This is a genomic window from Microbacterium altimontanum (assembly GCF_058349865.2).
Map to the genome: position 1 here is coordinate 176,208 of NZ_JBYRJB020000003.1, position 26,455 is coordinate 202,662.

The following is a 26,455-nucleotide window of genomic DNA, read 5'->3' on the forward strand; positions in this document are numbered from 1 at the left end:
CTGCGAGGATCCGAGAACCGCGCGTTTAGGCTCGTTGAGCCATGATCCGGTTCGAGAACGTCACCAAGCGGTATCGCGGCACCTCAAAACCCGCGCTGCTGAACGTGGACTTCGAGGTGCAACGCGGAGACTTCGTCTTCCTCGTCGGCCCCTCGGGGTCCGGCAAATCCACCTGCCTGCGGATGATCCTCCGCGAGGAGAGCCCCAGCGAAGGGCGGGTCGTCGTCCTCGGGCGTGACCTGCGTGCGCTGTCGAGCCGCAAGGTGCCGTACTTCCGCCGGCACATCGGCGCGGTGTTCCAGGACTTCCGCCTGCTCCCCACGAAGACGGTCTCGCAGAACGTCGCCTTCGCACTGCAGGTCATCGGATCGTCGCGTGCGTTCATCCGTCAGGCCGTCCCCGAAGCCCTCGCCCTCGTCGGACTCGACGGCAAGGGAAAGCGCCTGCCGCACGAGCTGTCGGGCGGTGAGCAGCAGCGCGTCGCGATCGCCCGCGCGATCGTCAACCGCCCGCAGGTCCTGCTCGCCGATGAGCCCACGGGAAACCTCGACCCCGCGACATCCGTCGACATCATGCGCCTTCTCGCGCGCATCAACGCGACCGGCACGACCGTCGTCATGGCGACCCACGAGGCCGGCTTCGTCGACGAGATGCAGCGTCGCGTGATCGAGCTGCACGAGGGTGAGATGGTGCGCGACGACCGCCGCGGCGGCTACGGCGACACGTCGGCTCTGCCGAGCCTCGCCCCCGGTCCGGAGCGCGGCGCCGCCTCGGTCGCGGCCCTCACCGCCGTGCTCGAGGTGCACCGCGAGACCGTCGAGTCCGACGCCGCTGCGCCGGCGGAACACGATGCCGCGCCTGCGGCGCCGCAGCGGGATCTCGCGACGGCGACGCCCGGCGCCACACACCCGCCGCGGCCCGCCGCCCGCCCGGCCGCGCCCCCTGCTCGCGAGCCGGAACCCGACACCCCCGCTCGCCAAGCGGAACCCGACGCCGCCGATCGCGAGCCTGCTCCCATACCTCCCGCGCTCGATGTCCCCGAGGCACACCCGGCCGACGACCCCGCCGACGTGCAACTCGACGCACTCGGACTCGCCGACAAGCTCGGACTCGACGAGCGCGACGACGAGGTGGGGCCCACGCGATGAGGGCAGGACTGATCTTCGGCGAGGCGCTCTCCGGCCTTCGCCGCAACGCCTCCATGGTCATCTCGATCGTGCTCGTCACGTTCGTGTCTCTCACATTCGTCGGCTCTGCGATCCTGATGCAGGCGCAGATCGGCAAGATGCGCGACTTCTGGACCGGGCGTGCCCAGGTGCAGGTGTCGATGTGCGTCGACGGCGCCCGTGAAGCCAACTGCGACAAGGGCGCCGCGACCGAGAAGCAGATCGACGCGGTGCGCGACCGTCTCGACGGCGCCGGCCTCAAACCCCTCATCAGCAAGGTGCGCTTCGAGACGCCCGAGCAGGCGTACAAGAACGCCCTCGAACTGCTCGGCGACGACTACAAGGACATCCTCTCGCCCGGCCAGTTCGGCGCGAGCTTCTACGTGAACCTCGTCAATCCGGAGAACTCGGCGGTGATCACCGAGGCGTTCGCCGGCACGAAAGGCGTGCAGACGGTGCAGGACCAGATGGAGCTGCTGCAGCCGCTGTTCTCGGCCCTCACGGTCGCCACGTACATCGCCGTGGGCATCGCCGGCCTCATGCTCGTCGCCGCCGTGCTCCTGATATCAACGACCATCCGATTGTCGGCCTACGCGAGACGCAAGGAGCTGCGCATCATGCGGCTCGTGGGGGCATCGAACAGGTTCATCCAGACGCCGTTCATCCTCGAGGGGGTGTTCGCCGCCCTCATCGGGTCGATCCTCGCCGGTGTCGCCGTCTGGGCGGGCGTGCAGTTCGGGGTGCGCGACTACATCCGCCCGCGCGTGGACTTCATCACGACCTGGGTGGGCGCATCCGATGTCGCCTACGTCATCCCGATCCTCATCGGCATCGGCGTCGTGCTCTCCGCCGTCTCGGCAGGCTTCGCCATCCGCCGCTGGCTGCGGGCGTAGGCGGGACCTCCGGCTGCGCTAGACTGATGGGCTGCCATCCGCCGAGCACCGTGTGCCCACGGCCGGATGCGGCATCCGTCATCGACTTCAGGAGTACGCCATGCCCAGGGAACGCGGGGAGAAGGTCATCGCGACCAATCGTCGCGCGCGCCACGAGTACACGATCGAGAAGACCTATGAGGCCGGGCTCGTCCTGACCGGCACCGAGGTCAAGTCTCTGCGTGAGGGCCGTGCTACCCTGACCGACGGCTACGCCTACATCGACGGGGGAGAGGCCTTCCTCGACGCCGTGAACATCCCGCAGTACCTGCAGGGCAACTGGACGAACCACGCTGCCAAGCGCACCCGCAAGCTGCTGCTGCACAAGGAGGAGATCGTCCGCCTGTCGCACGCTGTGGCCGCCGGCGGATACACCCTCGTGCCGCTCAAGCTGTACTTCTCCGACGGCCGCGCGAAGGTCGAGATCGCGGTCGCGAAGGGCAAGCGCGAGTTCGACAAGCGCCAGACGCTGCGCGAGCGGCAGGACCGGCGGGAGGCCGAGCGCGCGATGCGCACCCGCAACCGCCTCGGCGAGTAGTCAGCCGATCGGCTCCGCGACGGGCGTCTCGACGGAAGCGTCGTCGCTGAACGCCGTCTTCGGCACGACGAGCAGCAGCGCCGCCGCGGCGAAGGCCGTGAGGCCGCACACGATCCACACCGTCAGGTAGCCGCTGAACGAGCCGGCGGTGCCCTCCGGCGTGGCCGCGGTTCCGACCGCGCCGTGCAGCAGCGCGATGCCGAAGACGCAGGAGGCGATGGCCCCGCCGACGGTCTTCACCGAGTTCGTGAGCCCTGTCGCGACCCCGGTCTGGCTGTGCGAGGCAGCGGATGCGGCGGCCGCCGGAAGTGCCGCGACGAGCGCGCCCGACCCGACACCGACGATCACCATGTTGACGATCACCTGACCGTACGTGGCGTGGAGCGGCAGGAACAGCAGGAAGCCGACGCCCACGAGGGACGCGGCCACGATGAGCGCGATCCGCGGGGACGCACGACGGGCGGCGAGCGGGTAGGCGAGCGCTCCGAGGATCATCGCGACGAGGTACACCCCGATGATGAGGGATGTCGCGAACCCGCTGGTGCCCAGGCCATAGCCGTACACCGCGGGGTCGGTGCGCGCGAAAGTCGACAGGGGCGCCTGCGCCCCGAGCACGCTGACGCCGAACAGTCCCGCGGTGAGGAACACCGGGCCGAGCGCGGGGGAGCGGAACATCCGCACATCGATGAGGGGGTCGTCCTGCCGCAGCTCCCACAGCACGAAGGGCACGACCAGCAGCACTCCGAGCGCCGTGACGACCCACGACAGCAGATCGGCGGGCCCGTTGAGACGGAGCAGGCTGAGTCCGCCGGTGAACGCGATCAACGCGATCGAAACGAGCACGACGCCCACCGTGTCGAAGAGGCCACCGGCAGGCTCGGGAGACTCCTGCACGCCGAAGAGCACGACGACGAAGCAGATCACGATCATCGCCGCCGGGACGAGCAGAACGATCCACAGCGGCAGCGCGTCGACGAGCGCGCCGCCGACCAGCGCCCCGATGATCGCGCCCGATTCGAGAGCCGCGACGAGCAGGCCCGCCGCCCGCGCCGTGATGGTGGACCGCCCCGGCATCCGTCGTGCCCGCGACCAGATCAGCGCGATCTCGAGGGGAAGCCACACGACGTAGAACCCCATGAGCGCCCAGGCCGCGAGGAACACGCCGAACGAGTCGGTGAACGGCAGCACGAGCGCCGCCGCTGCCGTGAGAGCGGTCGAGATCAGCAGCATCCGCTTGTGCCCGATCATGTCGCCGAGCTTGGCGAACGCCGGCACGACGAGTGCCGAGAGCATGAGCTGAGTGCCCTCGAGCCAGTTCACATCGGCGTCGTGGATCCCCAGGTGCCGAGCGATGTTCGTCAGCATGGGCGTGTAGTAGCCCTGCAGGACGCCGCTCGTGAACTCGACGAAGGCGAGGAATCCGACGACCCCGGCGAGGGCGCCGAGGGTGACGCGCGTGGGCGCGACGCTGCGCGTCATGCGTGCTCCTTTGCAGGCAGGATCTCGGGTGCGATCACTCTAGCCGCTGGATGAGGGCGCGGTGGAATCGCTCCCCCCGCAGGAGGGAGTCGACCTCGACGCGCTCGTCGACGCCGTGGATGCCCGCGCGCTGCGCCGCCGACATGCGCAGCGGAGCGAAGCGGTACACGGCGGGGGAGAAACGGTGGAAATGGCGCGAGTCGCTCGCCTGCATCATGATGTACGGCACCGCGTCGGCGGTCGGGAACGACTCGCGCAGCGCGGCGGCGACGGCGGCGAACTGCGCGTTGTCGGTCGCCGACTCGGGCGACGGGTCGTCGCCCTCGACGACCTCGACCTGCACCCTGGCGTCGGCGATGCGTCGGCGCACGCGCTGTGCGGTGCCGTCGACGGTCTCGCCGATCGCGATGCGCAGGTTGACCATCGCCGACGCCTGCGACGGGAGCACGTTCGCGGCCGTCCCTCCGCTGGCCATGGTCGCGGCGACGGTCGTCCGCACGAACGCCGCCGTCTCACCGCCGAGGCGCGCGAACACCCGGGCAGCGAGCCACGGCACGGCTGCGAGCAGTCGGTAGAGCAGCTTCGCCGGGCCTGTCGCGCGGGCGGCGAAGGCGGCGAGCATGCGGGCGACGGCTGCCGGCGCATGCGGCCGGAACGTACCGGCGTCGAGGCGGTCGAGCGCCCGTGCGATGCGTCGCACCGCTGTCATCGCCGGGGGAGCGGAGGCATGTCCGCCCTCGCCGCGTGCGGAGAGACGGAGCGTGAGCACGCCCTTCTCGGCCACGCCGATCATCGCGGCGTCGCCGGTGACGAACGGCAGCGGCGCGTCGACCACGGCGCCGCCCTCGTCGAGCACCAGCCAGGGGATCTCGCCGCGGTCGCGGAACGACGCCGCGATCTGACGGGCCGCGTCTCCGAACGTCTCCTCATTGCCTCCGAACGACAGGCAGACATCCCGCGCGGGCTGGAACCCTGAGGCCAGCAAGTTCTCGACCGCTTCGAGGATCACGATGAGCGGTCCCTTGTCGTCGAGGGTGCCACGACCGTAGACCCAGCCGTCCTCGACAATGCCGGCGAAGGGCGGATGCGTCCACGGGTCTGATTCGTCGACCGGCACGACATCGAAGTGCGCCATGAGCACGAGGGGTCCGTCGGGCGCCTGCCGCTTGCCCCTCCAGCGGAAGAGGAGGCCGAGCTCGGTGTGGCGGGTGAGCTCGAGATGCTCGTGCACCAGGGGGTACAGCTCCCGGATGAGGCCGACGAACTCGTCGAACGGCGCCATGCCGCGCTGATCGAGTTCGGCGGAGACGGTCGGGATGCGGATCATCTGCGCGAGGCGCTCGGCGATGCCCTCGCGGACGGGGATCTCGCTCATCGTGCCGTGAACCGTGCCTCGACGGCGGCCGCGACCACGATGTCCTCCGGACGGACGTCGAGCGCCGCGGCGCCGGCGGCATCCATCGACATCTTCGCCATCCGAGCCATCGGCGCGGGGGCGCCCTGGCTGAGGAGCCCGAGATCGGCGATCTCGAGCGGAACGACGTCGGTACGACCAAGCGCCTCGGCGTAGGCGGTGGCGCGCTCGACGGCCGCGCGAACCGCCTCGGCGGCGACCTCGCGTTCGAGTGCCGCACGGCTCTCCCGCGTCAGCCGCCACTCGACGCCGGTGACGGTGACCCCGTCGCGTTCGGCGACCTCGGTGATCCACCACGACAGGGCGGCGAAGTCGGTGAAGGTCGCCGAGAAGTCGACCGCCGCGTGGTGCACCGGCGCGAGCTGCCGCCCGTCGGCGTTCCACGGGCGCTCCGCCCACACCGCGACGCGCTGGCTCGACCACTCGACGAGGCCGCCGGCGTCCCGGCGTGCGGTGAGGTCGTCGCGGATCGGGGCACTGAGCGCGGCGATGCGCTCGACGACGGGACCGCGCTCCGGCCCCTCGGCGCGCACGGCGATGTGCGCGACGCCCTCTTCCGGGGCACGGGACGCCTCATGCTCGCCCCGCACGGTGATCACGATTTCGCTCATGAGCAGAGCCTACGGCGCGGGGTCTCCCGGCAGGAATTCCGGATGGGCGCGATCCGTTGTATCCTGTGATGCTCGGGTGCCCAGGCATCCGGATCTTGGAAACTCCACAGTGTGACAGCGGCCGCTCTCGACAGAGCATGCACGGGGATGATCGGTTTCGACATCGCCTGTCTATTCACGAGAAGCGGGCCGAGGATGCAGGGTTATCTCGTGAACGCTCCCTGCAAAACAATAAGTGCCAATGCAAAGCGCACTGACTTCGCCCTCGCTGCGTAAGCGAGCCCGATAGTCCGTCAGACCGTGTGTGATTCCGGCACGGATCCTGGCGTCATTGAGGGATCTTGCTGTGTGACGGCGTCTGGACGTCACGCGGGACTCTTCCCAGACTGGGCCTGTCGACTTAGGTGTCTGTGACAAAGGTCGGGGCCGAGCAGAGCGTCTGCACAGACTGCGCCCGGAGAAGGCGTGGAGATTCAGCGATGGACGGGGGTTCGATTCCCCCCATCTCCACCAGGCCGCTGTCACAGTGGAAGAGGGCTTCGGCAGCGCGGATCATGGCGCGGCCGGGGCCCTTTCCGCTAGGTTCGCAGAATGGCGGAGGAGCGCGAGCACGCCGATCTCGCCGCAGCGCTTCGGGAGCGGGCCGAGAACGCGGGGGCGGTTGACCCCGGGATGCGCCGGGAGCTGCTCTCCGGGCGCCCCGACGACATCGACCGACTTCCTGAGCCGTACCGCGCCCTCGCCCGGAACGTCGCCGACGCCTCCTATCGCGTGACCGATGAGCAGGTGGCAGCCGTTCGTGCCGCCACGGCGTCGGACAAGGCGGCCTTCGAGGTCGTCATGTCGGCGAGTGTCGGCGCCGGCCTGCGCCGGTGGGATGCCGCGGCCCGCGCGATCGAGGATGCGTCACGGTGAGGCTGCCCGAAATCGAGAGGGGCGACTCGTTGCGCAGCCGCCTCATGATCAGAGTGATCTCGCGCCTGGCCGGATACCGCCTCCCCGACGCCGCGCGTGTGGCGTTCTACGACAAGCGGTTCGTGGGCCCGGCGCTCGGGGAGTGGACGCAGCGCACGATGCGGGGCAGAAGTTCCTGGTCGGTGGCCGAGCGTGAGCTGATGGCTGCCCTCGTCGCCAAGTGGAACTCGTGCCCCTTCTGCGTCGGTGCGCACGGCGCGATCGCCGTGCGAGGAATCAGCCGCGCGACGGTCGACGCCGTGCTCGCCGACTACCGGACCGCACCGGTCTCGGACCGGCTTCGCGCCGCCTTCGCATTCCTCGACCGTGTTACGAACCGACCCGACGAGATCAGCCGGGACGACGTCGAGGCGGCACTCGCTTCCGGACTCACGCCGCGGGACCTGCGCGACGTCGCCGCCGTCGGCGCAGTGTTCGCGATCATCACGCGCAACGCCAACGCGCTCGACTACGAGATTCCGAGCGCCGAGGACTTCGACCGCGCGGCTGGAATGCTGCTGCGCCGCGGCTATTCCTGACTCCGGCCGCTCCTGAGCCGGTCGTTCCGGAGCGCTCGCTGTTCATCACCGGCCTCGTGGATTACGCTGAGCAGGCGCCGCCCGCGAGTGCGGCGCGTCCACGTCGCGCGCAGACCCGATGCGGCGACGAGATCTGGGGAGAACCATCACGAACGGCATGCGAGAACCCGGGCGCCCGAGCCCGCAGCAAGGGCGGCTGATCCGCGTCGCCGCGGCGGTCGTCGCGGTCGCGACAGCGACGGCCGGCTGGTATCACGCGGCGGTGCAGCCGGCGCCTCCGGTGGCGCAGGTCGCCGTCGGCGCGCCGCAGGCGGAAGCAGCCGCGGCCGCTGCCGATGCTGTCACGGAATGGCCGGTCGTCGCCATCCCGACGCCGGAGGCGCCCGACGCACACCTGCTGATCTTCGGCGAGCGCGAGAAGTCGCCCAAGCCGGTCGTGCTGTGGATCCACGGCGGCGGTTACGTCTCCGGGTCGGCGGCGAGACTGGCGCCGTTCACCCGGCGGCTCGCCGGCCAGGGCTTCATCGTCGCGAGCCTCGACTATTCGCTCGCGCCCGAGTCGCGGCATCCAGTTCCCGTCCGGCAGGCGAATGCCGCGCTCGGGTTCATCCGCGACCACATCGCCGACTACGGCGGCGACCCGCAGCGCGTCTTCGTCGGCGGCGACTCCGCCGGTGCACAGATCTCGAGCGAACTCGCCGTCGTCGTGACGAACCCCGCGTTCGCCGACGCCCTCGCTCTTCAGCCGTCGCTCGACAGCAAGAGCCTGCGGGGCGCCATCCTCTACTGCGGTCTCTTCGACATGAGCACCGTCGCGGCCACCCGCTTCCCGCATCTGCAGCGCTACATGTCCTCGTACACGGGGTACGACGACTGGGAGCGCGCGCCGTTCATCGCCCAGTTGTCGACGACGACGCAGGCGAGCGCGGCGTACCCGCCGACCTTCCTGACGGTCGGCGACGCCGACCCGTTCGAGTCCCAGTCGAGGGAACTCGCCCGTGCCCTGCGCTCCCGCGGCGTCGCGACCGACGCGTTGTTCTGGAAAGTCGGCGGGCTCAAGCACGAGTATCAGTTCTCGTCGAGCCTGCCGCAGGCGCGCACCGCCTTCGAGCGCACCGTCGCCTTCATCGAGGCGCACAGCGACTGACGCCGGAGCCTCCTCAGGCCTCGACGTCCGCAGGTCAGCCCATCGTCCCTTCGAACAGGCCGATGACGTTGCCGTCGGGATCCTCGAACACCGCCCACCAGCTCGTGTCGGTGATCGCGCTCTTCGGCGTGTGCACGCGCCCGCCCGATGCCTGCACCTTGGCCAGCACATCGTCGATCGAGTCGACCTCGACCGTGCTGCGAGGCTGCGTGAAGTCGTCGCTGCGCTTGACCAGTGCACCACCGCTTGCGCCGTTCGGTCCCTGCCACATCGGGTAGTCCTCGAAACCCGGAGCGTCGGCGATCTTCCAGCCGAGCACCGTGCCGTAGAAGTCCTTCGCCCGCTCGAAATCGGTGACCGGGATCTCCAGATGAGTCACGTCGCCGTTCGCCATGATTCCGGCTCCTCTGCTCAGATTGCTCAGGTGACGCGCTCAACCTACGCCGCCGCCATCGCGGGGACAAGAGCCGGTAGGTGCGTCCGCGCTCAGACCGGCATGTTCCAGCGGGCGATCACCGGGTCGGCGTGCTCGAAGCCGAGCTCGGAGACACCGCCGGGGCTGAGGGCGAGCCGCCGACCCTCGGCGGGCGGCAGATCGAGCCAGCGGGCAGCGAGGATGCGGAGGAAGTGGCCATGCGAGAAGATGAGGGCATCGGTGTCACCGGCCGTCGCCGCCCGCAGCCGGGCGATGACGGCATCCGCACGGCGACCAACGTCCTCCACCGACTCTGCGGGCACCGGGTCGGGTGCGGCAGCGGTCCAGATGCTCCACGGATGTCCCACCTCGGCCGAGATGTCGGCAGTCGTGCGCCCCTCCACGACGCCGTAGTCCCACTCGACGAGCTCGTCGACGACGGCGGGGCTGGGGAATCCGGCCGCACGGGCGGTCTCACGCGACCGGCGACGAGGGCTGGACAGCACCGTGCCGAATCGAAGCCCCGAGAGCAGCCGCCCCGCGCGCTGCGCCTCGCGCGCTCCCGCATCGGTCAGCCCCACGTCGGTGAACGACGTGTGCTTGCGTGCACGGCTCCACTCCGTCTCGCCGTGGCGGACGAGCACGACCGAGGGACCGTCGGAGGCGAGTTCGAGGGCCATCGGTCGAGCCTATGCCACACGAAACCCCGTGGCGAGGGAACCGCAGCGGTCGGCGCCGAGCCATCATGGAAGCCGGGCCGGAAGTCCGGGCCATGCACGAGGGCGCCGGGGGACCGATGAAGACAGCGATCGTGGGCGCGGTCCTCGCGGCGGCGGGACTGGCGGCGATCGCCACCGGGGTGCTGCCTGAGCGTGACGCGCTGGCCCTGGCGGAGCGTGTCTGGCCTGTGCTGGCGTTCGTCGTCGCCATCACGGTCGTGACCGAGCTCGCTGCCGCCGCGGGACTGTTCACCGCCATCGCGGAGCAGGCGACGCGGTGGGCTCGGGGAAGCGGGTGGCTGCTGTGGCTGATCGTCGTCGGCGGAGCCGCGGTCTGCACGGTGTTCCTGTCGCTCGACACGACCGCGGTGCTGCTGACCCCGATCGTCGTCGGCATGGCTCGGCACGCCCGGCTCGATCCGGCGCCGTTTGCACTCACGACGGTGTGGATGGCGAATGCCGGATCGCTCCTGCTGCCGGTCTCGAACCTCACGAACCTGCTGGCGCAGCGCGCGATGGGCGATCCGTCGCCCATCGCCTTCGCCGCGCTGCTCTGGACGCCGGCGCTCGTGGCGATGGCGGTGCCGATGGTGGTGATCGCGCTCATTATGCGCCGATCGCTCGGCGCGCGGTATGACGTCGAGACGGGGCGGCACCGCGGCGACCCCGTCCTGCTGAGGGCGAGCGCGTGCGTCGTCGTGGTCCTGCTGCCCCTGCTCGTCTCGGGGCTGCCCGTGTGGGTCCCCGCGGCCGGTGCGGCTCTCGTGCTGGGTGGGTTCTTCATCGCGCGGCAGCCCGGTGCCCTCGGGTTCGGGCTCGTCCCGTGGCGGCTCGTGCTGCTCGCATCCGGCCTCTTCCTGGTGGTCGAGGCGCTGCACGCGCTCGGCCTGGGCGTTCTCCTCGCCTCAGCATCCGGCACGGGGGAAGGCCCGCTCGACCTCCTGCGTCTCGCTGCGACCGGAGCTGTCGGCGCGAATGCGATCAACAACCTTCCCGCCTACCTGGCGCTCGAGCCCGTCGCGGGCTCCCCGCTGCGTCTGGCAGCGCTTCTGATCGGCGTGAACGCGGGGCCGCTGATCACGCCGTGGGCGTCGCTCGCGACGCTGCTGTGGCACGACCGGCTCACCGGCGCGGGGGTGCACCTGCCCTGGCGACGCGTGTGCCTGCTCGGCGCGATCGCCGCACCGCTCGCCGTCGTCGCCGCGACGGTGACGCTGGCCTTCGCCGGTTAGCGGCGCGGCCACTCCACGAGCAGCAGTCCCTGCTTCGTGTCGGCGAACGTGATCTGCCCCTTGCCGAAGCGATACGTCATGCCGTAGCCGTCGTCGTCGGGGTTCATGATCATGTCGTCCGTGGCGGTGATGTACTCGACGCCGTCCTCGGTGAACTTCTTCCAGCCGGAGTCGACGAGCTCCTTCTCGACCTCGCCGCGCTGGGCGTCGGTCATCGGCGCCCAGCCGAACACCTGCACCTGATCGCTCGCGACGCTGGCGTTCCCCCACGTGCATTGGATGCCGCCGGCGAGGTTGATGTTGCCGACGTAGAACGGGTCCTCGCGGAACGTCCAGTCCTCTTTGGTGAAGGCCTCGACGGTCGTGGAGGGGATGATGCCGTCACACGTCGGCTCGCCGGAGGGCGCGTCGGGTCCCGTCGGCGCCTCGGAGCCCGAGACGGTCTCGGTGGGTGCCGGCACTGTGACGGTCGCATCTGCGGTGGGTGCCGCCGATGGGGTCGCGCTGCTCGCACAGCCGGCCAGCGCGAGCGTGGCGGACAGCAGCAGAACGACACCGAGAGCCGGCGTGCGAGTGCGGGTCACCGGGGATCCGATCCGTCGAGAAGCGCCAGGAACGCGTCGTGCAGCACGCCGTTGGTTGCGAGCGCAGAACGGGTGTCGATCGCGTCGGCGCCGGCGATGTCGGTGAAGCGGCCGCCGGCCTCGCGGACGATCGGCACGTGCGCCGCAACGTCGTACTCCTTGACGTCGAACTCGGCGACGAGCTCGAGGCGTCCCTCAGCGAGGAGCATGTACGGCCAGGCGTCGCCGTAGCCGCGGTCGCGCCAGACCGCGCGCGAGAGTCGCACGAGGTCGTCGAGTCGGCCGGCGTCGTCCCACTGCCCGATGCTCTGGAAGCTCACGCTCGCGGCGGCGATGTCGTCGACGCCCGAGACGCTGATGCGGCGGGGGGCCCCATCGGTCGTGTTGGTCCACGCACCGAGGCCGGTGGCTCCCCACCAGCGGCGGCCGATCGCGGGCTGGCTGACGACGCCGACCTGCGGCACGCCGTCGACGACGAGGGCGATCAGGGTCGCCCACATCGGGATGCCCTTGAGATAGTTCGCCGTCCCGTCGATCGGGTCGATGATCCATTGCCGCGCCCCGGCGCCGGCCTGGCCGAACTCCTCACCGAACACGCCGTCGCCGGCGCGTTCGCTCGAGAGGACGTCGCGGATGGCGCGTTCGGTCGCGAGATCGGCCTCGGTGACAGGGCTGTGGTCGTCCTTCGTCCGGACGTCGAGGTCGGGCGCGTCGAAGCGCGCGAGGGATGCCTCGTCCGCCGCATCTGCGAGCCGCAGCGCGAGCGCCAGGTCGTCGGCGTAGGAGGGCGATCCGGGGGAGGGGGACGTCACCTGCCAAGGATACCGGGCACGTCTGCCCGATTTCGTTCTGCGCCGATCTGGATGCTAATGTTGTCTCTCGTTCGCCGGTTCGGCGAGCAGCGCGCCTCTAGCTCAACGGCAGAGCAATTGACTCTTAATCAATGGGTTCTGGGTTCGAATCCCAGGGGGCGCACCACCGGCCCTCGGATCGCTCCGAGGGCCTTTCTCATGCGCGGGCGGCGTTGACGGTGCCCGCGATCCCGTCCACCGCGACGAGATCGCCGTCGTGCAGCACGCGCGTCGCGTCGCCGGTGCCCATGACCGCCGCCAGACCGTACTCCCGGGCGACGATCGCGGCGTGCGATGCGGGTCCTCCGGAGTCGACGACCACGGCCGCCGCGCGCTGGAACAGCGGCGTCCACGACGGATTCGTGTAGGGACACACGAGCACATCGCCTGCGCGCAGCAGCCCGAACTCCTCGGCGCCGCGCACGATGCGCACCGGGCCCGTGACGCGCCCGCCGCCGCCCGCGATCCCCCTGACCAGCACGGCGCCGTCGTCCGCGACCTCGTCGCGCTCGATGTTCAGAAGCGGCAGCCCTTCGAGCGCCCGTCGGCGACGCCGGCGATCGATCATCACCCGTCGCAGTGCCTGCGCCTCGCCGCCGGCGCCATCTGGAAGGGCCTCGATCTCGTCGAGCCGCAGGTGGTACACGTCCTCGGGGGCATCGAGGACGCCGGAGGCGTGCAGCCGTCGCCCGATCTCGAGCAGCGCGCGCCGCAGAAGCGGCATCGGGCGCGTGAACAGCGCGTGGCTGTCCTCCCGGAATGCGACGCCGGACGCCGCGGCGCTGATGCGGGCGGCCATGCGCGCGCGGGCTCCCGGCGACCGGATCGACGCGAGCAGCGCCGGTGCCGCGTCGTCACCGTGCCGCTGCGGCGCATCCGCCATCAGCAGGCTCACGAGCGACAGCACGGTGCCGGGAGACTCGCCGACGGTCGGCGCCGTGATGACGATGGGGCTCGCCGTCTCCCGGAACCCATACGTGCGCACCCATTCGTCGAACGCGGCCGCGAACTCCGGATTCCGGCGCGCGCCGGCGAGATCGCCCTTCACCACCGCCCGCCCGGTGGCAGGATGGGCCGCCGCGACTCGGGCGAGCGCTGCCAGTGCGTCGTTTCCCCGAGTGGTCCAGGTCGGTACGCCGCGCAGCAGCTCGCCGGCCTTCACCCGCGCCCGCCGCGCCCGCAGCGACAGCGCGAGCCGCGCGAGGGCGAGTCCGGTCGCGGGCAGGTAGTCCTGGCGCAGTGTCGTGATGGGTTCGACGGCCTGCAGGACGCGGCGGGGGAGAGCGCGCAGCGTCGCCCAGTCGGCGGCGGCGGTGTCGACGGCGTCGAGGCGGGTGAGCGCGTTCTCGAACAGGTCGAGGCGAGCATCGGATCGCCAGGCGGCGAGCGGATGGCGGCGGGCACGGCGGACCAGGCGCCACGGTGCCGTGACGAGCCGCGGCCGCGGGTGCGGCATCGGGATCTGCGCCCCGTCGACGATGCCATCCGTCTCGTGGTACAGGCTGTCGAAGACGCCCCCGATCCCGACGTCGCGCACGATGCGCGCCATCATCCCCACCGGCCCGTACGGCACCCACGACGTCATGTCGATGGGGTACGGTCGCGCCTGCAGGTAGTCGCCGAGCACGGTGGACATCAATCGCTGCACACGGTTCAGGCGCTGCGGCGGCCAGGGGAGCGCCGTCATCGGCCGTGCCTGCACGATCCACGTCGCGCCGCCGGTCAGCGCCCACTCGATATCCATGGGCCGCCGGAAATGGTCGCGGATGCGTCGGCCGAGCCGCGTGAGAGCGGCGACCTCCGCCGTGGTGAGCACGGGCTGTCCCTGCGCCGGCGCGTCGTGCGTGGCGCCGGCCGCGCGGTGCACGACCTCGCGCCCGCTGGCGGTCCACGCGCGAATGTCGTCGTGGGGGCCGACGACGAAGTGGTCGGGGGTCGCCTCTCCCGAGACGACGGCCTCTCCCAGTCCGGGGCTCGCGTCGATCACGATCTCGTCGCGCCGTCCGCTCACCGGATTCGCGGTGAACATGACCCCGGCGACGTCGGAGGGGATGAGCTTCTGCACCACGACGGCGATGCGCACCTCGCCGGGTGCGATGCCCAGGCGCGCGCGGTAGGCGACGGCGCGGTCGGTCCACAGCGACGCCCAGCACCGTCGGACGGCGTCCACCACGTCCGTCGGCCCCTCGACGTCGAGGAACGTGTCCTGCTGCCCCGCGAACGTCGCGCCGGGCAGATCCTCCGCCGTCGCGCTCGAGCGCACCGCCACCGCACCGCCGCCGAGATCCGCGTACGCGTGCTCGATCGCGTGCTGCAGGTCGGCCGGCATCGTGAGGCTTCCGAACCGTCCACGGAGGGCCGACGCATCCGCCGCCCCTCCGGAGAGGCCGACGGTGAGGGATGCGGCGGCCCGGGCATAGGCGGATGTCGAGACGACGAAGCCGTCCGGCACGGGTACGCCCGCGGCGATGAGCTCGCCGAGGTTCGCCGCCTTGCCGCCCGCCGAGGAGACGTCCGCGGCGCGGAGCGCGGCGAGCGGGATGATGTCGGCGGCGGGCGATGTCATGGTGATCGCACGCTACCGCGTACGCGCACGCAGAGACAGACCGTCCCGGTGCGATCCGGTGCAGCGGATCGACCGGGACGGTCGGGGCAGGCGCTCGGGAGCTCGGTCAGGCCGCGTCGCCGAGAAGGACGGCTGCTCCCTCGTCCGCGGCATCGGCCTCCGCCTCGTCGATGCGGGCGAGCACCCGGCGGCCGAGGAAGATCGTGAGGGTGGCCACGAGCACCGACGCGGCGGCGAACCAGTACGGGACGCCGGCGCCGAAGGCGTGCCACAGGGCCGCGGCGATCGGCGGTGCGATCGCGCCGCCGATGAACCGCACGGCGGAGTAGGCGGCCGAGGCGACGGCGCGCGGGTGATCCGTCGCTTCCATGACCGCTTCGGTCAGCACGGTGTTCATCACGCCGAGCAGCAGTCCGCCGATCACGATGCAGACGACGAGCGCGACCGCCGATGCGACGAGGATGCCGCCCACGATGAGGTCGACCGCGAGCAGCGGCAGGATGATGAACATCACCGTCGTGCGGCTCATGTGCCGCAGCATGAGCGGCGCGACCCACACGCTCGTGATGGCGAGCGCGACGCCCCAGCCGAAGAACGTGAAGCCGATGCCCATCGCGCCGAAGCCGAGCGGGAATGGGGAGAACGCCAGCAGCACGAAGAACCCGATGTTGTAGAACAGAGCCGCCACCGCGAGGATTGCGAGAGCGGGGGTGCGCAGGGCGCGGAAGGGCGCCGACAGGGGCATGGGCTGGCGCTTCTCGCCGCGGCCGCTGCGCACGAGCGCCAGCACGCCGATGAATGCGATCGCCATGAGCACGACGACTCCGATGAACGGTCCGCGCCAACTGATCTCACCGAGGAACCCGCCGACGAGCGGGCCGATCGCGATGCCGACGCCGAGCGCTGCTTCGTAGAGCACGATCGCGGCTCCGCTGCCACCGGTGGCGGCGCCGACGATCGTGGCGAGCGCCGTCGAGATGAACAACGCGTTGCCAAGGCCCCAACCCGCCCGGAATCCGATGATCGAGTTCACGTCGCCGCTCAGCGCGCAGAAGAGCGAGAAGAGCACGATGAGTGCGAGACCCGACAGCAGAGTCGCCTTCGCGCCGATGCGGCTGGAGACCCAGCTCGTGATGAGCATTGCGGCGCCGGTCACCAGCAGGTAGCTCGTGAACAGCAGCTCGGTCTGCACGGCGTCGGCCTTCAGCGACTCGGCGATCGCCGGCAGGATCGGGTCGACCAGGCCGATGCCCATGAACGCGATGACACACGCGAAGGCGACGGCCCAGACCTGGGCCGGCTGGCGCCAGACCGATCCGGTTGATGGGGCAGAGGACATGCAGAGACCTTATGCGGTTATGGGGGCGGTGCGGGAAGAGAGGATGCGGGCGACGCGCGAGAGGGCCGCCCAGTCGTCGTCGTCGAGGTCGGCGAACAGCGGCTCGAGCGCATCGCGCAGCTCGATGCGCCAGGCGGCGAGCGCGTCGGCGCCGGCGGCGGTGATGCTGATCACCGTCGCTCGGGAGTCGGACGGATCGTTGTCGCGCGCGACGAGCCCGGTGTCGACGAGCTGGCCGACGAGGCGTGTCATACCGGGCTGGGTCGTGCGGCTCGCGGTGGCGAGCGCCCCGAGTCGCAGGGGCCCTTCGGACTGAAGGATGCTGAGCGCCCGCCACTGGGCGGCCGGAGCGTCGTTCTTCGTCTCGAGTGCGGCGAGTCGCGTCAGCGTGTGCGCGGCGGTCACGATCTCGGCGATGTCCTGGGGGCGCGGCATCCCTCAAGTATATACCAAAGATATATAACCTGTGAATGGACCGCGGCGCGCGGCGTCGATTGACAAGCCCGGCCGGCCTGCCTAGCATCGAACCCAGCACCTGAATCGGCTTTCATAAACCTTCCAACGGCGAAAGGCACTCCCATGCGGGTTTCCAAGAAGACGACGCTGCCCTGGGCGGTGAGCGCGATCGCGGCCGCCGCTGCGCTCGCTCTGACTGCGTGCGCACCCACGGCCTCGACCGGGGGCGACCCCTCGGGCGGCGGCGGCGACGTGAGTGTGGGCGTGATCACGAGCGAGACGGGCCCGCTTGCGGGTTACGGCAAGCAGTACCTCGATGCGTTCAAGGCGGGCCTCGACTACGCCACCGACGGCACCGGAAAGGTGGACGGGAAGACCCTCACGATCGACTACCGCGACGACGCCGGCGACCCCGATACCGCGGTCACCGCGGCGAAGGACCTCATCGGCAAGGGGACCGAGATCCTCCTCGGCAGCGCCTCCTCCGGCGTCGCCCTCGCCGTGGCCGAGCAGGCGGCGCAGAACAAGGTCCTGTTCATCTCCGGGCCCGCCGCCGTCGACGCGCTCACCGGCGTCAACGAGTACACGTTCCGGTCGGGACGCCAGAGCGCGCAGGACGTCGCGACCGCGGGGACGTTCCTCGACGACATCAAGGGGAAGAAGATCACGGTGTTCGCCCAGAACACCGCGTTCGGGCAGGGCAACGACGCGGCGGTGAAGGCGATCCTGGGCGCCAAGGGCGCGACCGTCTCGAGCGTGCTGGTGCCGGAGGACGCCACGGAGTTCACGCCGTTCGCGCAGCAGATCCTGCGGGCGAAGCCCGACCTCGTCTTCGTCGCCTGGGCGGGCGCGACGAGCGGCGCCATGTGGCAGGCGCTCTCGCAGCAGGGCGTGCTCGACGACATCCCGGTCGTGACCGGCCTCGGCGACTCCCCGACGTTCGGCGCATACGGCGAGGCCAGCGAGAAGATCAGCTTCCTGAGCCACTACTTCCCGGGCGCGAACGACGACGCCGTGAACACCAAGATGATCGAGCTCATCACGAAGGCCGGCGGCACTCCCGACCTGTTCAGCCCCGACGGCTTCAACGCGGCGATCATGCTCGTGCACGCGGTGAAGGACGGCAAGGGCGACGTGAACGGGATGGTGAAGGCGCTGGAGGGATTCAGCTTCGACGGCCCGAAGGGCAAGACCACCGTGCGCGCTTCCGACCACGCCCTCATCCAGGAGATGTACCAGGCGAAGCTCATCGCGAAGGACGGGTCGTTCGCACCCGAGCTCGTCGCGGCCGTTCCGGCTGACGAGGTCGCCCCGGCGGAGGCGGGCAAGTAGATGACGGCTCCTGTCCCGCCCGCGCTGCGCATCCGCGGACTCGGTCTGCAGATCGGCGGCGTCGGCATCCTGAAGGACGTCGAACTCGACGTCGAGCCGGGCGCGCTCGTCGGGGTCATCGGGCCCAACGGCGCCGGCAAGACGACGCTGTTCAACACGATCTCGGGTGTCGTGCGACCGACCGAGGGCACGATCGAGATGGACGGCGCAGACATCACGCGCGCGTCGATCGCGCGCCGTGCCCGGGCGGGACTGGGCCGCACCTTCCAGACGTCGAGCCTCTTTCCGGCGCTGTCGGTGCTGGAGAACGTCCGGCTCGCCGCACAGGCCGCCGACGGCGGCAGCTACTCGCTGCTCCGCTTCCCGTCCCGGCGCGATGAGGCGACCCGGACCGCCCGGGACACGCTCGAGGCGGTCGGCCTCGAGCATCACGCCGAGAGCCGCGCCGGCGACATCTCCCATGGCGACAAGCGCAAGCTCGAGATCGCGGTCCTGCTCGTGACCCGCGCCCGCCTCATCCTGCTCGACGAGCCGATGGCCGGAGTCGCCTCCGGGGATGTCGCCGGCCTCGTCGACAGCATCCGGCAACTGCACCGCGCCACCGGCTGCACCGTGCTCATGGTGGAACACCACATCGACGTGCTCATGGGCCTCGTCGAGAAGGTCGCCGTGATGTACTCCGGCTCGATCATCGCCTTCGACTCGCCACAGCGGGTCATGGCCGATCCGCTCGTGCAGAGCGCGTACCTCGGGAGGGCCGCATGAGCGTCGAGCCGGTCCTCAGCGTACGCGGGCTGTCGGCCGCCATCGCGGGGCAGCAGGTGGTGGAGGATGTCACGTTCGACGTCCCGGCGCAGGGCATCACCGCGGTGCTCGGGCGCAACGGCGTCGGCAAGACCTCGACGCTGCGCGCCATCATGGGCCTCATCCCGCGACGTGGCGAGGTGCGCCTGGCCGGCGAGCGGATCGACGGGATGCTCACGCACCGCATCGCACAGCGCGGTGTCGGCTACGTGCCCGAGGACCGCGAGGTGTTCGCGGGTCTCACCGTCGCCGAGAACCTCGCCCTGGCGGAACGCTCGCGCACTCCCCGGCGCGACCTCGTCGCCGCGCTCTTCCCCGACCTGGTCGCGCGCATGCAGCAGCGCGCCGGCACCCTCTCCGGCGGTCAGCAGCAGATGGTCTCGGTGGCCCGTGCGCTGCTCAACGACAACCGCGTGCTCCTCGTCGACGAGCCGACGAAGGGGCTCGCGCCGCGGGTCGTCGACGAGGTGGCCGACGCGCTCGCCGCCGCGGCCCAGACCGTGCCGATCGTGCTCGTCGAGCAGAACCTGCAGGTGGTCCGGCGTCTCGCCTCGACTGCCGTCGTGATCGCCGCGGGCCGGGTCGTCCACACCTCCGCCGCATCCGAGATCCTCGACGACGCCGATCTCACGCGCCGACTGCTCGGTGTGCACGCCGAGGCGCACGGACAGGGGGTGGATGCGTGAGCACGGTGATCCTCGCCCTCCTGACCGGCGTCGGCCTCGGCGCCCTGTACTTCCTCGTCTCGTCGGGCCTGAGCCTCATCTACGGGCTCATGCACGTGCTGAACTTCGCCCACGGCGCGTTCCTGTCGCTCAGCGCGTTCGTCGGGTGGGAGATCGCACGGCGGATGGATGCGTCGAACTGGGGCGGATTCGCCCTGTCGGTCGTGGCCGGCGCCCTCGTGGGCGCGGGGTTCGCGGCGCTCACCGAGTTCGCGCTCATCCGTCCGCTCTACGAGCGGCACATGGAGCAGGTGCTCGTCACCGTCGGGCTCTCGTTCGCCGCGATCGCACTGTTCGACGGGATCTGGGGCACCGACCCGGTGTACATCTCCGGTCCCGCCTGGCTCGGCCAGACCACGACGGTGCTCGGGGCGAAGGTGCCCAATGTGTACTGGCTGCTGATGGTCGTCGCGCTCGTGGTGCTCGCCCTCCTCGTGCTCTTCCTGCGCCGCACGCGCTACGGCGTGATCATCCGCGCCGGCGTGGAGAACCGCGCGATGGTCACGGCGCTCGGCATCGACGTGCGGCGCTCGTTCACGATCGTGTTCGCGATCGGGGGCGCCGCTGCCGGGATCGGGGGAGTGCTGGCCGCGCAGTGGGCCGGATACGTCTCCTCGGGCCTCGGTCAGACGCTGCTCATCTTCGCGTTCATCGTGACCATCATCGGCGGCCTCGGCTCCCTCCCCGGAGCGGCGATCGCCTCGGTGCTCGTGGCGGTGCTCCAGCAGTTCGCGAACTTCTTCCTCGCCGGCACGGGCGACTTCATCGTCGTGGCGCTGCTCGCCGTCGTGCTGCTGGTGCGCCCGTCGGGACTTCTGGGGAGGACGACATGACCGGCTCCGCGATCCGCAGCCCCTGGCAGGCGGCGGCCCCTGCGCTCGTCGGCGTCGTCGTGGTCGTGGTGCTCGCGCTGCTCCCGCTCCTGAACGTCTCGATCCCCGGCGTGCTGCCCGGCCCGACCTACACGCCGGGCACCCTGGCGCTGCTGTCGCTGTGCATGGTCTACGCCGCGCTCGCACTGTCGTACAACATGCTGCTGGGCACAGCGGGGCTGCTGTCCTTCGGCCACGCGCTGTCCTTCGGTGCGGGTGCGTACGGTCTCGGCATCGTGCTGCAGGCGCTGCAGGTGCCGCTGTTCCCCGGCATCCTCATCGCGGTGCTCGGCGGCCTCGTGATCGCGACGCTCACCGGAGCCGTGGCGCTGCGGGTGAACGGCATCCCGTTCGCGATGGTCACGCTCGCGTTCGCGCAGGCGGTCTCGGTCCTCGTGCGCCGCAACGCGCAGGTCACCGGCGGCGAAGAGGGTCTCAGCCTGCCCACCGCGCACGTCCCCGACTGGCTCGTGGGCGTCGTCAACACGCGCAACCTGTACTGGTTCGCCCTCGTCGTGGTCGTCATCGCGTACCTCATCGCGGTGTGGATCGACCGCTCGCGGCTCGGCCATGTCGCGCGGGCGGTCCGCGAGAACGAGCTGCGCGTGCGCGTGCTCGGCCTCAGCCCGTACCGCGCGAAGCTCATCGTGTTCGTCGCGGCGGCGGTCGCCGCATCCCTCGCCGGAATCGCCTACATGCTGCTGCAGAGCGGAACGCAGCCGCACGCGGTGTCGGCGGACCTGACGATCACGATCCTGGTGATGGTGGTCCTCGGCGGCGTCGGGTTCCGCTGGGGCGCGGTCGTCGGCGGTGTCGTCTACACGCTGCTCGATCAGCGGCTGACGGTGCTCGCGCGATCCGACGCGATCGCGGGGCTTCCCGATGTCCTGCGGATTCCGCTGTCGGAGCCGCTGTTCCTCCTGGGCGTACTGTTCATCATCGTGGTGATGTTCCTTCCGGGCGGGATCGCCGGCACCGTCGACGGGCTCGTGCGCCGTAGGCGCGGCCGCTCCGCCGTGCCCGCCGCCTTCGTCGACGCCGACCGGGCCGAGGAGGCGACGGCCGACGCCGGAGCGCCGGATGCTGAGGTGCGCGCATGATCGCCGAGGACGAGCGAGGAGCCCACACGATCGGGCGATGGCTCCGCGACCGGGCCGCGCTCTCACCTGAGAAGATCGCGATCGACGACCGTGGCGTCACGATCTCGTACGCCGATCTCGCCCGCCGGGCGGCCGGCCTCGCCGATCGGCTCCGGGCCGGGGGATACGGCCCCGGCGACCGCGTCGCGACCCTGTCGGGGAACAGCATCGACCACGTCGTCGCCTTCTTCGCGTGCGTGAGCGTCGGCATCGCATTCGTGCCGATGTCGTGGCGGCTGGCCGCGGGCGAGCTCGCGACGGTCGTCGCACGGGCGGATCCGCAGCTCCTCCTGGTGGAGGACGAGTACGCCGGTCTCGCCGCCGACGCCCTGCGCCGGATGCCGCTGCCGGCGCCGACCGCGGTGCTCGGCGTGACCGGCGTCGAAGCGCATGTGCCCGTCCGAGCCGAGCGCTTCGGCGCGCTGACGCCGCGTCCTGTGCGCGACGACGACATCGCGCTCGTGATCTTCACGTCGGGCAGCGAAGGGACGCCGAAGGGCGTGATGCTCACCCACGCCAATTGCTTCTGGAACAACCTCGCCCTGGCGGGTGTGATCCAGCTGACCGCCGACGACGTCGTGCTCTCGGTGCTGCCGCAGTTCCACGTCGCCGCGTGGAACGTCCAGCCGCTCCTGGCGTGGTGGACGGGCGCGACAGTGGTGCTCGAGCGCTCCTTCCAGCCCGACCGGGTGCTGCAGCTGATCGCCGAACGCGGCGTGACCGCCATGATGGGCGTTCCCACGCAGTACCGCCTGCTCGCGGACGACCCGCGATTCGCCGCCGCCGGCCCCGCCCGGCTGCGCATCGCGCAGGTGGGCGGCGCGGCCCTCGACGACGATCTGCGCGCGGTGTGGAGCGCTCACGGCGTCGAGCTGCTCGCCGGCTACGGGCTCACCGAGGCAGGACCCAACGTGCTGTCGGTCACGCCCGGCGACGCCACGGCGGCCGCCGGCACCGTCGGAGTGCCGTATCCGCACGTCGACGTGCGCGTCGTGGAGCCCGAGACGGGCCTTCCGGTCGGCGACGGGGCGACCGGCGAGCTGTGGGTGGGCGGGCCGAGCGTGTTCGCCGGGTATCTGGGCGACCGCGACGCGACGGCGCACGCTCTCGCCGGCGGATGGCTGCGCTCGGGCGACCTCGCGCGTCGCGACGAGACGGGCCGCTACCGCATCGTCGACCGGATCAAGGACATCTACATCTCCGGTGGCGAGAACATCGCGCCCGCCGAGGTCGAGCGCGCGCTGTGTGCGCATCCGCAGGTCGCGGCCGCTGTCGCGGTCGGGGTGCCCGATCGGGTGTGGGGCGAACGGGGCGTGGCGTTCGTCGAGCTGCGCCGTGGCGCCGTGTGCTCGGAGGACGAGCTGATCGCGCACGCCCGCGCGAACCTCGCGGCGTTCAAGGTGCCGGTGCGCATCGGCATCGTGGACGAGCTGCCGCGCTCGTCGATCGACAAGCTCGCGCGGTCGCGGCTGCGTGATCGTGCCCGGGCCATGGTGGGGGAGGGAATCGATGAGCCTGCAGGATGAGCGGACGCTCAACGTGTCGCCGGCGACCGGCCGGCCGCTGACCAAGCGGGGAGAGGCCACGCGCCGCCGGCTGCTGGAGGCGGCAGAGCACGTGTTCGCCGACCAGGGGTACCACGAGGCGTCGATCGTGAAGATCACCGAGCGTGCGGGTGTCGGCCTCGGCACGTTCTACCTGTACTTCGACAGCAAGCAGTCGATCTTCGAGTCGCTCGTCGTCGACCTGAACCAGCGCGTGCGGCACTCGATGGCCGACGCGATGGCCGGCGCCGCGACGCGGCTGGAAGCCGAGCGCGCGGGCTTCGAGGGCTTCTTCCGGTTCACGGCGGAGCACCCGGCGCTGTACCGCGTCGTCCGGGAGGCCGAGTTCGTCTCGCCCGAGATGCTGCGGCTGCACTACACCCGCATCGTCGAGGGGTACGAGGCAGGGCTGCGACGCGCCCAGCAGGACGACGAGATCGACCGTGCGCTGAACCCCGAGATCACGGCATGGGCGCTCATGGGGATCGGCGAGCTCATCGGCATGCGCTTCCTCCTGTGGGAGCGCGCCGCCGACGGCAGCGGCCCCGACCGGATCCCGGCCGGGGTGTTCGACGACATGATGCGATTCATCCACAACGCGCTCGCGCCCCGCACGGGCACCGGCGAGGCGACGACGGAAGGGGACAACCGATGACCGAACAGGACCTCGACGGCAAGCGCGCCGTCGTCACCGGGGGAGCCAGCGGGATCGGGCTCGCGTGCGCCCGCGAGCTCGCCGGGCGCGGCGCCCATGTCGTGCTCGCCGACCTCGACGGCGACGCGGCGAAGGCCGCGGCATCCGACATCGACGGCGAGGCGTGGCAGATCGACCTCGCCGACACGCGCGCTCTCGATGCGCTCAGCCTGCAGGCCGACATCCTCGTCAACAACGCCGGCATCCAGCGGGTCGCGCCGATCGTCGACTTCGACCCCGACGCGTTCCGGCTCATCCAGCGCCTCATGGTCGAGGCGCCGTTCCTCCTCATCCGCGCGGTGCTGCCCGGAATGTACGAACGCGGCTGGGGACGCATCGTCAACATCTCGAGCGTCCACGGGCTGCACGCGAGCCCGTTCAAGGTCGCGTACGTCACGGCGAAGCACGCGCTGGAAGGGCTCTCGAAGACGACCGCCCTCGAAGGAGCCGAGCACGGCGTGACGAGCAACTGCATCAACCCGGGCTACGTGCGCACGCCGCTGGTGGAGAAGCAGATCGCCGATCAGGCCGCGGTGCACGGGATCCCGGAGTCCGAGGTGGTGGAGAAGGTCATGCTCACCGAGATGGCCGTCAAGCGTCTCGTCGAGCCCGAGGAGGTCGCGTCCCTCGCGGGGTGGCTCGTCGGGCCGCGCTCCGGCATGACCACCGGCGCCTCGTACACGATCGACGGCGGATGGACCGCCCGGTGAGCCGTCCGCCGACGGCCGTCGACGTGCCGGTCGACGGCGGGATGCTGCGCGTCGGCGTGTGGGAGGCGGACCGGCCGGACGCGCCCACCGCGCTGCTCGTGCACGGCGTGACGTCGTCGCACCTCGCCTGGGCGCACGTCGCGGAACGGCTGCCGGGCGTGCGGCTCATCGCGCCGGACCTGCGCGGGCGCGGCCGCAGCAACACTGTCGCCGGTCCCGCCGGAATGGCCGCCCACGCCGCCGACCTGGCCGCGGTGCTCGACCACCTCGGCATCGAGCGCACCGCGGTCGTCGGGCACTCGATGGGTGGCTTCGTCTCGGTCGTCCTGGCCGATCTCCACCCCGAGCGCGTCTCGCAGCTCCTTCTCGTCGATGGCGGTCTTCCCCTCGATGTGCCCGACGGAATCGCACCCGACGCCCTCGTCGCGCTCATCCTCGGCCCGACGGCCGACCGGCTGCGGATGCGGTTCGCCTCGGCCGACGAGTATCTCGACTTCTGGCGGGGCCACCCGGCGTTCCGCGGTGCGTGGACGCCCGAGCTCGAGGAGTACCTGCGGTACGACCTCGATGCCGCAGACGACGGTGCCCTGCGACCGGCCACGGCGTACGAGACGGTCGTCGACGATACCGTCGACATGAACACGGGCACCGCGCTGCCCGCGGGGCTCGCGCGGCTCCGGCATCCCGCGCATCTGCTCACCGTGCCCCGGGGGCTGCAGGACGAGACGCCCGGCCTCTACAGCGAGGCCCACCTCGAGCGGCTGCTGCCCGCTCACCCCGCACTGCGCCACACCCGCGTCGAGGGTTTCAACCACTACACCATCGTGATGTCGCCGCAGGGTGCCGACGTGCTCGCGCCCGTGATCGCGGACGCGGTGGGCGTGTCAGCGGCGCGCTGAGGCGATGCGGGAGGTGAGCTGGTGGGCGTGCGCGAGGAGGGTGCGGCCGAGCTCGGGGAGGCGATCCGGTCCGAACCTGAATTCCACGCCGGTGAGGCTCAGCGCCCACTGCGGGTGTCCCTCGCGCGTGAAGACGGCGGCGCCGATGCCGTGGCTGCCCTCGACGATGAGCCCGGGATTCACGGCGTAGCCGCGCTCCTGCGTTTCGCGCAGGCGCCGCCGCAGCCGCTCCTCGCCGTGGGCCGCGCCCCAGCGCTCCTCGAGCTCGGGATGGCGCTCGAAATAGGCGTCCACATCGTGGGGCGGCAGGAACGACAGGATCGCCAGGCCCGCCGAAGCCACCCCGAGCGGGAAGCGCACCCCCTCGCGCAGCACGAAGGAGCGGATCGGGAAACTGCCCTCCTCGTTCACCAGGCACACGGTCTCGTCGCCCCGCCGCACCGACAGGAAGGCGCTCTCCTCCGTGCGCACCGCGAGCGAGCGCACGATGTCGCGGGCGATCTCCGTGATGTCGTAGCGCGCCGCGGCGACGCTGCCCATGAGGAACAGCTCGGGCCCGGGCATCCATGCTCCGGTGTGCTCGTCCTGATCGACCAGGCCCTCGCGGCGCAGCGCAGTGAGCAGGCGGTGCGTCGTGGGCCGGGTGAGATCGGCCCGGCGGGCGAGCTCGCTGACCGAGACACCGTCGGAGCCAGAGGCGGTCACCAGGCGCAGGAGCGACGCTGCGCGGGCGATGGCCTGCGCACCGGGAATCGACGTCCGCGTGTCCACGATGTGAACACTACGCGCCGGTT

27 protein-coding genes, 1 tRNA gene and 1 other RNA gene are annotated in these 26,455 nt (G+C 70.9%); 18 read left to right on the forward strand and 11 right to left on the reverse strand.

All coding sequences use genetic code 11. From position 1 onward, the window contains the following. The first annotated feature begins 41 nt into the window (after positions 1–41). The 3 genes from ftsE to smpB all read left to right on the forward strand — a co-directional run bounded on the left by ftsE (position 42) and on the right by smpB (position 2,636). Positions 42–1,148, forward strand: a complete 1,107-nt coding sequence (gene ftsE / locus AC3RX1_RS05575; RefSeq protein ID WP_491500251.1) for a cell division ATP-binding protein FtsE — start codon at positions 42–44, stop codon at positions 1,146–1,148. After that, complete coding sequence (ftsX, locus tag AC3RX1_RS05580) at positions 1,145–2,059, forward strand: permease-like cell division protein FtsX (RefSeq protein WP_491500252.1); 915 nt, start codon at positions 1,145–1,147, stop codon at positions 2,057–2,059. Before ftsE ends, ftsX begins: the two co-directional genes overlap by 4 nt. A gap of 100 nt (positions 2,060–2,159) precedes the next feature. Further along, on the forward strand, positions 2,160–2,636 hold the full coding sequence (smpB, locus tag AC3RX1_RS05585; RefSeq protein WP_491500253.1) for an SsrA-binding protein SmpB: 477 nt from the start codon (positions 2,160–2,162) through the stop codon (positions 2,634–2,636). Here the strand turns inward: smpB and AC3RX1_RS05590 are convergent, their stop codons facing one another. From AC3RX1_RS05590 to AC3RX1_RS05600, 3 genes are read right to left on the reverse strand one after another with little or no spacing between them, the layout of a single operon-like run. After that, positions 2,637–4,115 carry an MFS transporter gene (locus AC3RX1_RS05590; RefSeq protein WP_491500254.1) on the reverse strand — a complete coding sequence of 493 codons (1,479 nt, stop codon included), beginning with the start codon at positions 4,113–4,115 and terminating at the stop codon, positions 2,637–2,639. It abuts the gene before it with no gap. A gap of 34 nt (positions 4,116–4,149) precedes the next feature. Beyond that, complete coding sequence (locus tag AC3RX1_RS05595; RefSeq protein ID WP_491500255.1) at positions 4,150–5,490, reverse strand: M20/M25/M40 family metallo-hydrolase; 1,341 nt, start codon at positions 5,488–5,490, stop codon at positions 4,150–4,152. Next, the gene (locus AC3RX1_RS05600; protein ID WP_491500256.1) at positions 5,487–6,140 is read right to left on the reverse strand and encodes an SIMPL domain-containing protein; all 654 of its coding nucleotides are present in this window, start codon (positions 6,138–6,140) and stop codon (positions 5,487–5,489) included. Before AC3RX1_RS05600 ends, AC3RX1_RS05595 begins: the two co-directional genes overlap by 4 nt. A gap of 143 nt (positions 6,141–6,283) precedes the next feature. Here AC3RX1_RS05600 and ssrA point away from each other — a divergent pair. The 4 genes from ssrA (at position 6,284) to AC3RX1_RS05620 (ending at position 8,780) form a co-directional block, all read left to right on the forward strand. Then, positions 6,284–6,653, forward strand: a transfer-messenger RNA (tmRNA) gene (ssrA, locus tag AC3RX1_RS05605). A gap of 78 nt (positions 6,654–6,731) precedes the next feature. Beyond that, positions 6,732–7,055, forward strand: a complete 324-nt coding sequence (locus AC3RX1_RS05610; protein WP_491500257.1) for a hypothetical protein — start codon at positions 6,732–6,734, stop codon at positions 7,053–7,055. Then, positions 7,052–7,633, forward strand: a complete 582-nt coding sequence (locus AC3RX1_RS05615) for a carboxymuconolactone decarboxylase family protein (protein WP_491500258.1) — start codon at positions 7,052–7,054, stop codon at positions 7,631–7,633. The genes AC3RX1_RS05610 and AC3RX1_RS05615 overlap by 4 nt, the downstream gene beginning before the upstream one ends. 157 nt (positions 7,634–7,790) lie before the next feature. Next, the gene (locus AC3RX1_RS05620) at positions 7,791–8,780 is read left to right on the forward strand and encodes an alpha/beta hydrolase (protein WP_491500259.1); all 990 of its coding nucleotides are present in this window, start codon (positions 7,791–7,793) and stop codon (positions 8,778–8,780) included. A gap of 34 nt (positions 8,781–8,814) precedes the next feature. Here the strand turns inward: AC3RX1_RS05620 and AC3RX1_RS05625 are convergent, their stop codons facing one another. Beyond that, complete coding sequence (locus tag AC3RX1_RS05625) at positions 8,815–9,174, reverse strand: VOC family protein (RefSeq protein WP_491500260.1); 360 nt, start codon at positions 9,172–9,174, stop codon at positions 8,815–8,817. A 92-nt stretch (positions 9,175–9,266) separates the two neighbouring features. Continuing rightward, a complete protein-coding gene (locus AC3RX1_RS05630) occupies positions 9,267–9,875 on the reverse strand; it encodes a histidine phosphatase family protein (RefSeq protein ID WP_491500261.1) in 609 nt (202 codons plus the stop codon). A 116-nt stretch (positions 9,876–9,991) separates the two neighbouring features. Here AC3RX1_RS05630 and AC3RX1_RS05635 point away from each other — a divergent pair, with 116 nt between their 5' ends. After that, a complete protein-coding gene (locus AC3RX1_RS05635) occupies positions 9,992–11,146 on the forward strand; it encodes an SLC13 family permease (protein WP_491500262.1) in 1,155 nt (384 codons plus the stop codon). Here the strand turns inward: AC3RX1_RS05635 and AC3RX1_RS05640 are convergent. Both AC3RX1_RS05640 and AC3RX1_RS05645 read right to left on the reverse strand, forming a co-directional pair. Next, positions 11,143–11,730, reverse strand: coding sequence for a hypothetical protein (locus tag AC3RX1_RS05640; protein WP_491500263.1), 588 nt, complete (start codon positions 11,728–11,730; stop codon positions 11,143–11,145). The two genes, AC3RX1_RS05635 and AC3RX1_RS05640, sit on opposite strands and share 4 nt — an antisense overlap. After that, positions 11,727–12,542 carry an inositol monophosphatase family protein gene (locus tag AC3RX1_RS05645; RefSeq protein WP_491500264.1) on the reverse strand — a complete coding sequence of 272 codons (816 nt, stop codon included), beginning with the start codon at positions 12,540–12,542 and terminating at the stop codon, positions 11,727–11,729. Before AC3RX1_RS05645 ends, AC3RX1_RS05640 begins: the two co-directional genes overlap by 4 nt. A 91-nt stretch (positions 12,543–12,633) precedes the next feature. Between AC3RX1_RS05645 and AC3RX1_RS05650 the strand changes: the two genes are divergently transcribed. Beyond that, positions 12,634–12,708 (forward strand) — tRNA-Lys (locus AC3RX1_RS05650). A 30-nt stretch (positions 12,709–12,738) separates the two neighbouring features. Here AC3RX1_RS05650 and AC3RX1_RS05655 read toward each other — a convergent pair. From AC3RX1_RS05655 to AC3RX1_RS05665, 3 genes are all read right to left on the reverse strand, one after another. Then, the gene (locus AC3RX1_RS05655; RefSeq protein WP_491500265.1) at positions 12,739–15,147 is read right to left on the reverse strand and encodes a PEP/pyruvate-binding domain-containing protein; all 2,409 of its coding nucleotides are present in this window, start codon (positions 15,145–15,147) and stop codon (positions 12,739–12,741) included. Between the two features lie 106 nt (positions 15,148–15,253). Beyond that, on the reverse strand, positions 15,254–16,486 hold the full coding sequence (locus AC3RX1_RS05660; protein ID WP_491500266.1) for an MFS transporter: 1,233 nt from the start codon (positions 16,484–16,486) through the stop codon (positions 15,254–15,256). A gap of 9 nt (positions 16,487–16,495) precedes the next feature. Then, the gene (locus tag AC3RX1_RS05665; protein ID WP_491500267.1) at positions 16,496–16,921 is read right to left on the reverse strand and encodes a MarR family winged helix-turn-helix transcriptional regulator; all 426 of its coding nucleotides are present in this window, start codon (positions 16,919–16,921) and stop codon (positions 16,496–16,498) included. Between the two features lie 144 nt (positions 16,922–17,065). Between AC3RX1_RS05665 and AC3RX1_RS05670 the strand changes: the two genes are divergently transcribed. From AC3RX1_RS05670 to AC3RX1_RS05710, 9 genes are read left to right on the forward strand one after another with little or no spacing between them, the layout of a single operon-like run. Beyond that, the gene (locus AC3RX1_RS05670; protein WP_491500268.1) at positions 17,066–18,274 is read left to right on the forward strand and encodes a substrate-binding domain-containing protein; all 1,209 of its coding nucleotides are present in this window, start codon (positions 17,066–17,068) and stop codon (positions 18,272–18,274) included. Beyond that, positions 18,275–19,039: an ABC transporter ATP-binding protein gene (locus AC3RX1_RS05675; protein ID WP_491500269.1), complete on the forward strand. Its 765-nt coding sequence runs from the start codon at positions 18,275–18,277 to the stop codon at positions 19,037–19,039. Further along, positions 19,036–19,764, forward strand: coding sequence for an ABC transporter ATP-binding protein (locus AC3RX1_RS05680; RefSeq protein ID WP_491500270.1), 729 nt, complete (start codon positions 19,036–19,038; stop codon positions 19,762–19,764). The genes AC3RX1_RS05675 and AC3RX1_RS05680 overlap by 4 nt, the downstream gene beginning before the upstream one ends. Further along, the gene (locus tag AC3RX1_RS05685; protein ID WP_491500271.1) at positions 19,761–20,636 is read left to right on the forward strand and encodes a branched-chain amino acid ABC transporter permease; all 876 of its coding nucleotides are present in this window, start codon (positions 19,761–19,763) and stop codon (positions 20,634–20,636) included. Before AC3RX1_RS05680 ends, AC3RX1_RS05685 begins: the two co-directional genes overlap by 4 nt. Then, the gene (locus AC3RX1_RS05690; protein ID WP_491500272.1) at positions 20,633–21,775 is read left to right on the forward strand and encodes a branched-chain amino acid ABC transporter permease; all 1,143 of its coding nucleotides are present in this window, start codon (positions 20,633–20,635) and stop codon (positions 21,773–21,775) included. The genes AC3RX1_RS05685 and AC3RX1_RS05690 overlap by 4 nt, the downstream gene beginning before the upstream one ends. After that, a complete protein-coding gene (locus tag AC3RX1_RS05695) occupies positions 21,772–23,340 on the forward strand; it encodes a class I adenylate-forming enzyme family protein (RefSeq protein WP_491500273.1) in 1,569 nt (522 codons plus the stop codon). The genes AC3RX1_RS05690 and AC3RX1_RS05695 overlap by 4 nt, the downstream gene beginning before the upstream one ends. Then, positions 23,324–24,013, forward strand: a complete 690-nt coding sequence (locus AC3RX1_RS05700) for a TetR/AcrR family transcriptional regulator (protein WP_491500274.1) — start codon at positions 23,324–23,326, stop codon at positions 24,011–24,013. The genes AC3RX1_RS05695 and AC3RX1_RS05700 overlap by 17 nt, the downstream gene beginning before the upstream one ends. Beyond that, positions 24,010–24,762, forward strand: coding sequence for a 3-hydroxybutyrate dehydrogenase (locus tag AC3RX1_RS05705; protein ID WP_491500275.1), 753 nt, complete (start codon positions 24,010–24,012; stop codon positions 24,760–24,762). Before AC3RX1_RS05700 ends, AC3RX1_RS05705 begins: the two co-directional genes overlap by 4 nt. After that, a complete protein-coding gene (locus tag AC3RX1_RS05710; RefSeq protein ID WP_491500276.1) occupies positions 24,747–25,661 on the forward strand; it encodes an alpha/beta fold hydrolase in 915 nt (304 codons plus the stop codon). The genes AC3RX1_RS05705 and AC3RX1_RS05710 overlap by 16 nt, the downstream gene beginning before the upstream one ends. Here AC3RX1_RS05710 and AC3RX1_RS05715 read toward each other — a convergent pair. Continuing rightward, positions 25,647–26,432, reverse strand: a complete 786-nt coding sequence (locus AC3RX1_RS05715) for an IclR family transcriptional regulator (protein ID WP_491500277.1) — start codon at positions 26,430–26,432, stop codon at positions 25,647–25,649. The two genes, AC3RX1_RS05710 and AC3RX1_RS05715, sit on opposite strands and share 15 nt — an antisense overlap. Positions 26,433–26,455 lie beyond the last annotated feature (23 nt).

Bases quoted from the DNA above. Each gene is read 5' to 3' on its own strand.
- smpB (WP_491500253.1), top strand. From the start codon at position 2,160: ATGCCCAGGGAACGCGGGGAGAAGGTCATCGCGACCAATCGTCGCGCG.
- AC3RX1_RS05710 (WP_491500276.1), top strand. From the start codon at position 24,747: ATGGACCGCCCGGTGAGCCGTCCGCCGACGGCCGTCGACGTGCCGGTC.
- AC3RX1_RS05600 (WP_491500256.1), bottom strand. From the start codon at position 6,140: ATGAGCGAAATCGTGATCACCGTGCGGGGCGAGCATGAGGCGTCCCGT.
- ftsX (WP_491500252.1), top strand. From the start codon at position 1,145: ATGAGGGCAGGACTGATCTTCGGCGAGGCGCTCTCCGGCCTTCGCCGC.
- AC3RX1_RS05655 (WP_491500265.1), bottom strand. From the start codon at position 15,147: ATGACATCGCCCGCCGCCGACATCATCCCGCTCGCCGCGCTCCGCGCC.
- AC3RX1_RS05695 (WP_491500273.1), top strand. From the start codon at position 21,772: ATGATCGCCGAGGACGAGCGAGGAGCCCACACGATCGGGCGATGGCTC.
- AC3RX1_RS05675 (WP_491500269.1), top strand. From the start codon at position 18,275: ATGACGGCTCCTGTCCCGCCCGCGCTGCGCATCCGCGGACTCGGTCTG.
- AC3RX1_RS05680 (WP_491500270.1), top strand. From the start codon at position 19,036: ATGAGCGTCGAGCCGGTCCTCAGCGTACGCGGGCTGTCGGCCGCCATC.
- AC3RX1_RS05665 (WP_491500267.1), bottom strand. From the start codon at position 16,921: ATGCCGCGCCCCCAGGACATCGCCGAGATCGTGACCGCCGCGCACACG.
- AC3RX1_RS05590 (WP_491500254.1), bottom strand. From the start codon at position 4,115: ATGACGCGCAGCGTCGCGCCCACGCGCGTCACCCTCGGCGCCCTCGCC.
- AC3RX1_RS05620 (WP_491500259.1), top strand. From the start codon at position 7,791: ATGCGAGAACCCGGGCGCCCGAGCCCGCAGCAAGGGCGGCTGATCCGC.
- AC3RX1_RS05700 (WP_491500274.1), top strand. From the start codon at position 23,324: ATGAGCCTGCAGGATGAGCGGACGCTCAACGTGTCGCCGGCGACCGGC.
- ftsE (WP_491500251.1), top strand. From the start codon at position 42: ATGATCCGGTTCGAGAACGTCACCAAGCGGTATCGCGGCACCTCAAAA.
- AC3RX1_RS05630 (WP_491500261.1), bottom strand. From the start codon at position 9,875: ATGGCCCTCGAACTCGCCTCCGACGGTCCCTCGGTCGTGCTCGTCCGC.
- AC3RX1_RS05635 (WP_491500262.1), top strand. From the start codon at position 9,992: ATGAAGACAGCGATCGTGGGCGCGGTCCTCGCGGCGGCGGGACTGGCG.
- AC3RX1_RS05705 (WP_491500275.1), top strand. From the start codon at position 24,010: ATGACCGAACAGGACCTCGACGGCAAGCGCGCCGTCGTCACCGGGGGA.
- AC3RX1_RS05670 (WP_491500268.1), top strand. From the start codon at position 17,066: ATGCGGGTTTCCAAGAAGACGACGCTGCCCTGGGCGGTGAGCGCGATC.
- AC3RX1_RS05595 (WP_491500255.1), bottom strand. From the start codon at position 5,490: ATGAGCGAGATCCCCGTCCGCGAGGGCATCGCCGAGCGCCTCGCGCAG.
- AC3RX1_RS05690 (WP_491500272.1), top strand. From the start codon at position 20,633: ATGACCGGCTCCGCGATCCGCAGCCCCTGGCAGGCGGCGGCCCCTGCG.
- AC3RX1_RS05610 (WP_491500257.1), top strand. From the start codon at position 6,732: ATGGCGGAGGAGCGCGAGCACGCCGATCTCGCCGCAGCGCTTCGGGAG.
- AC3RX1_RS05625 (WP_491500260.1), bottom strand. From the start codon at position 9,174: ATGGCGAACGGCGACGTGACTCATCTGGAGATCCCGGTCACCGATTTC.
- AC3RX1_RS05660 (WP_491500266.1), bottom strand. From the start codon at position 16,486: ATGTCCTCTGCCCCATCAACCGGATCGGTCTGGCGCCAGCCGGCCCAG.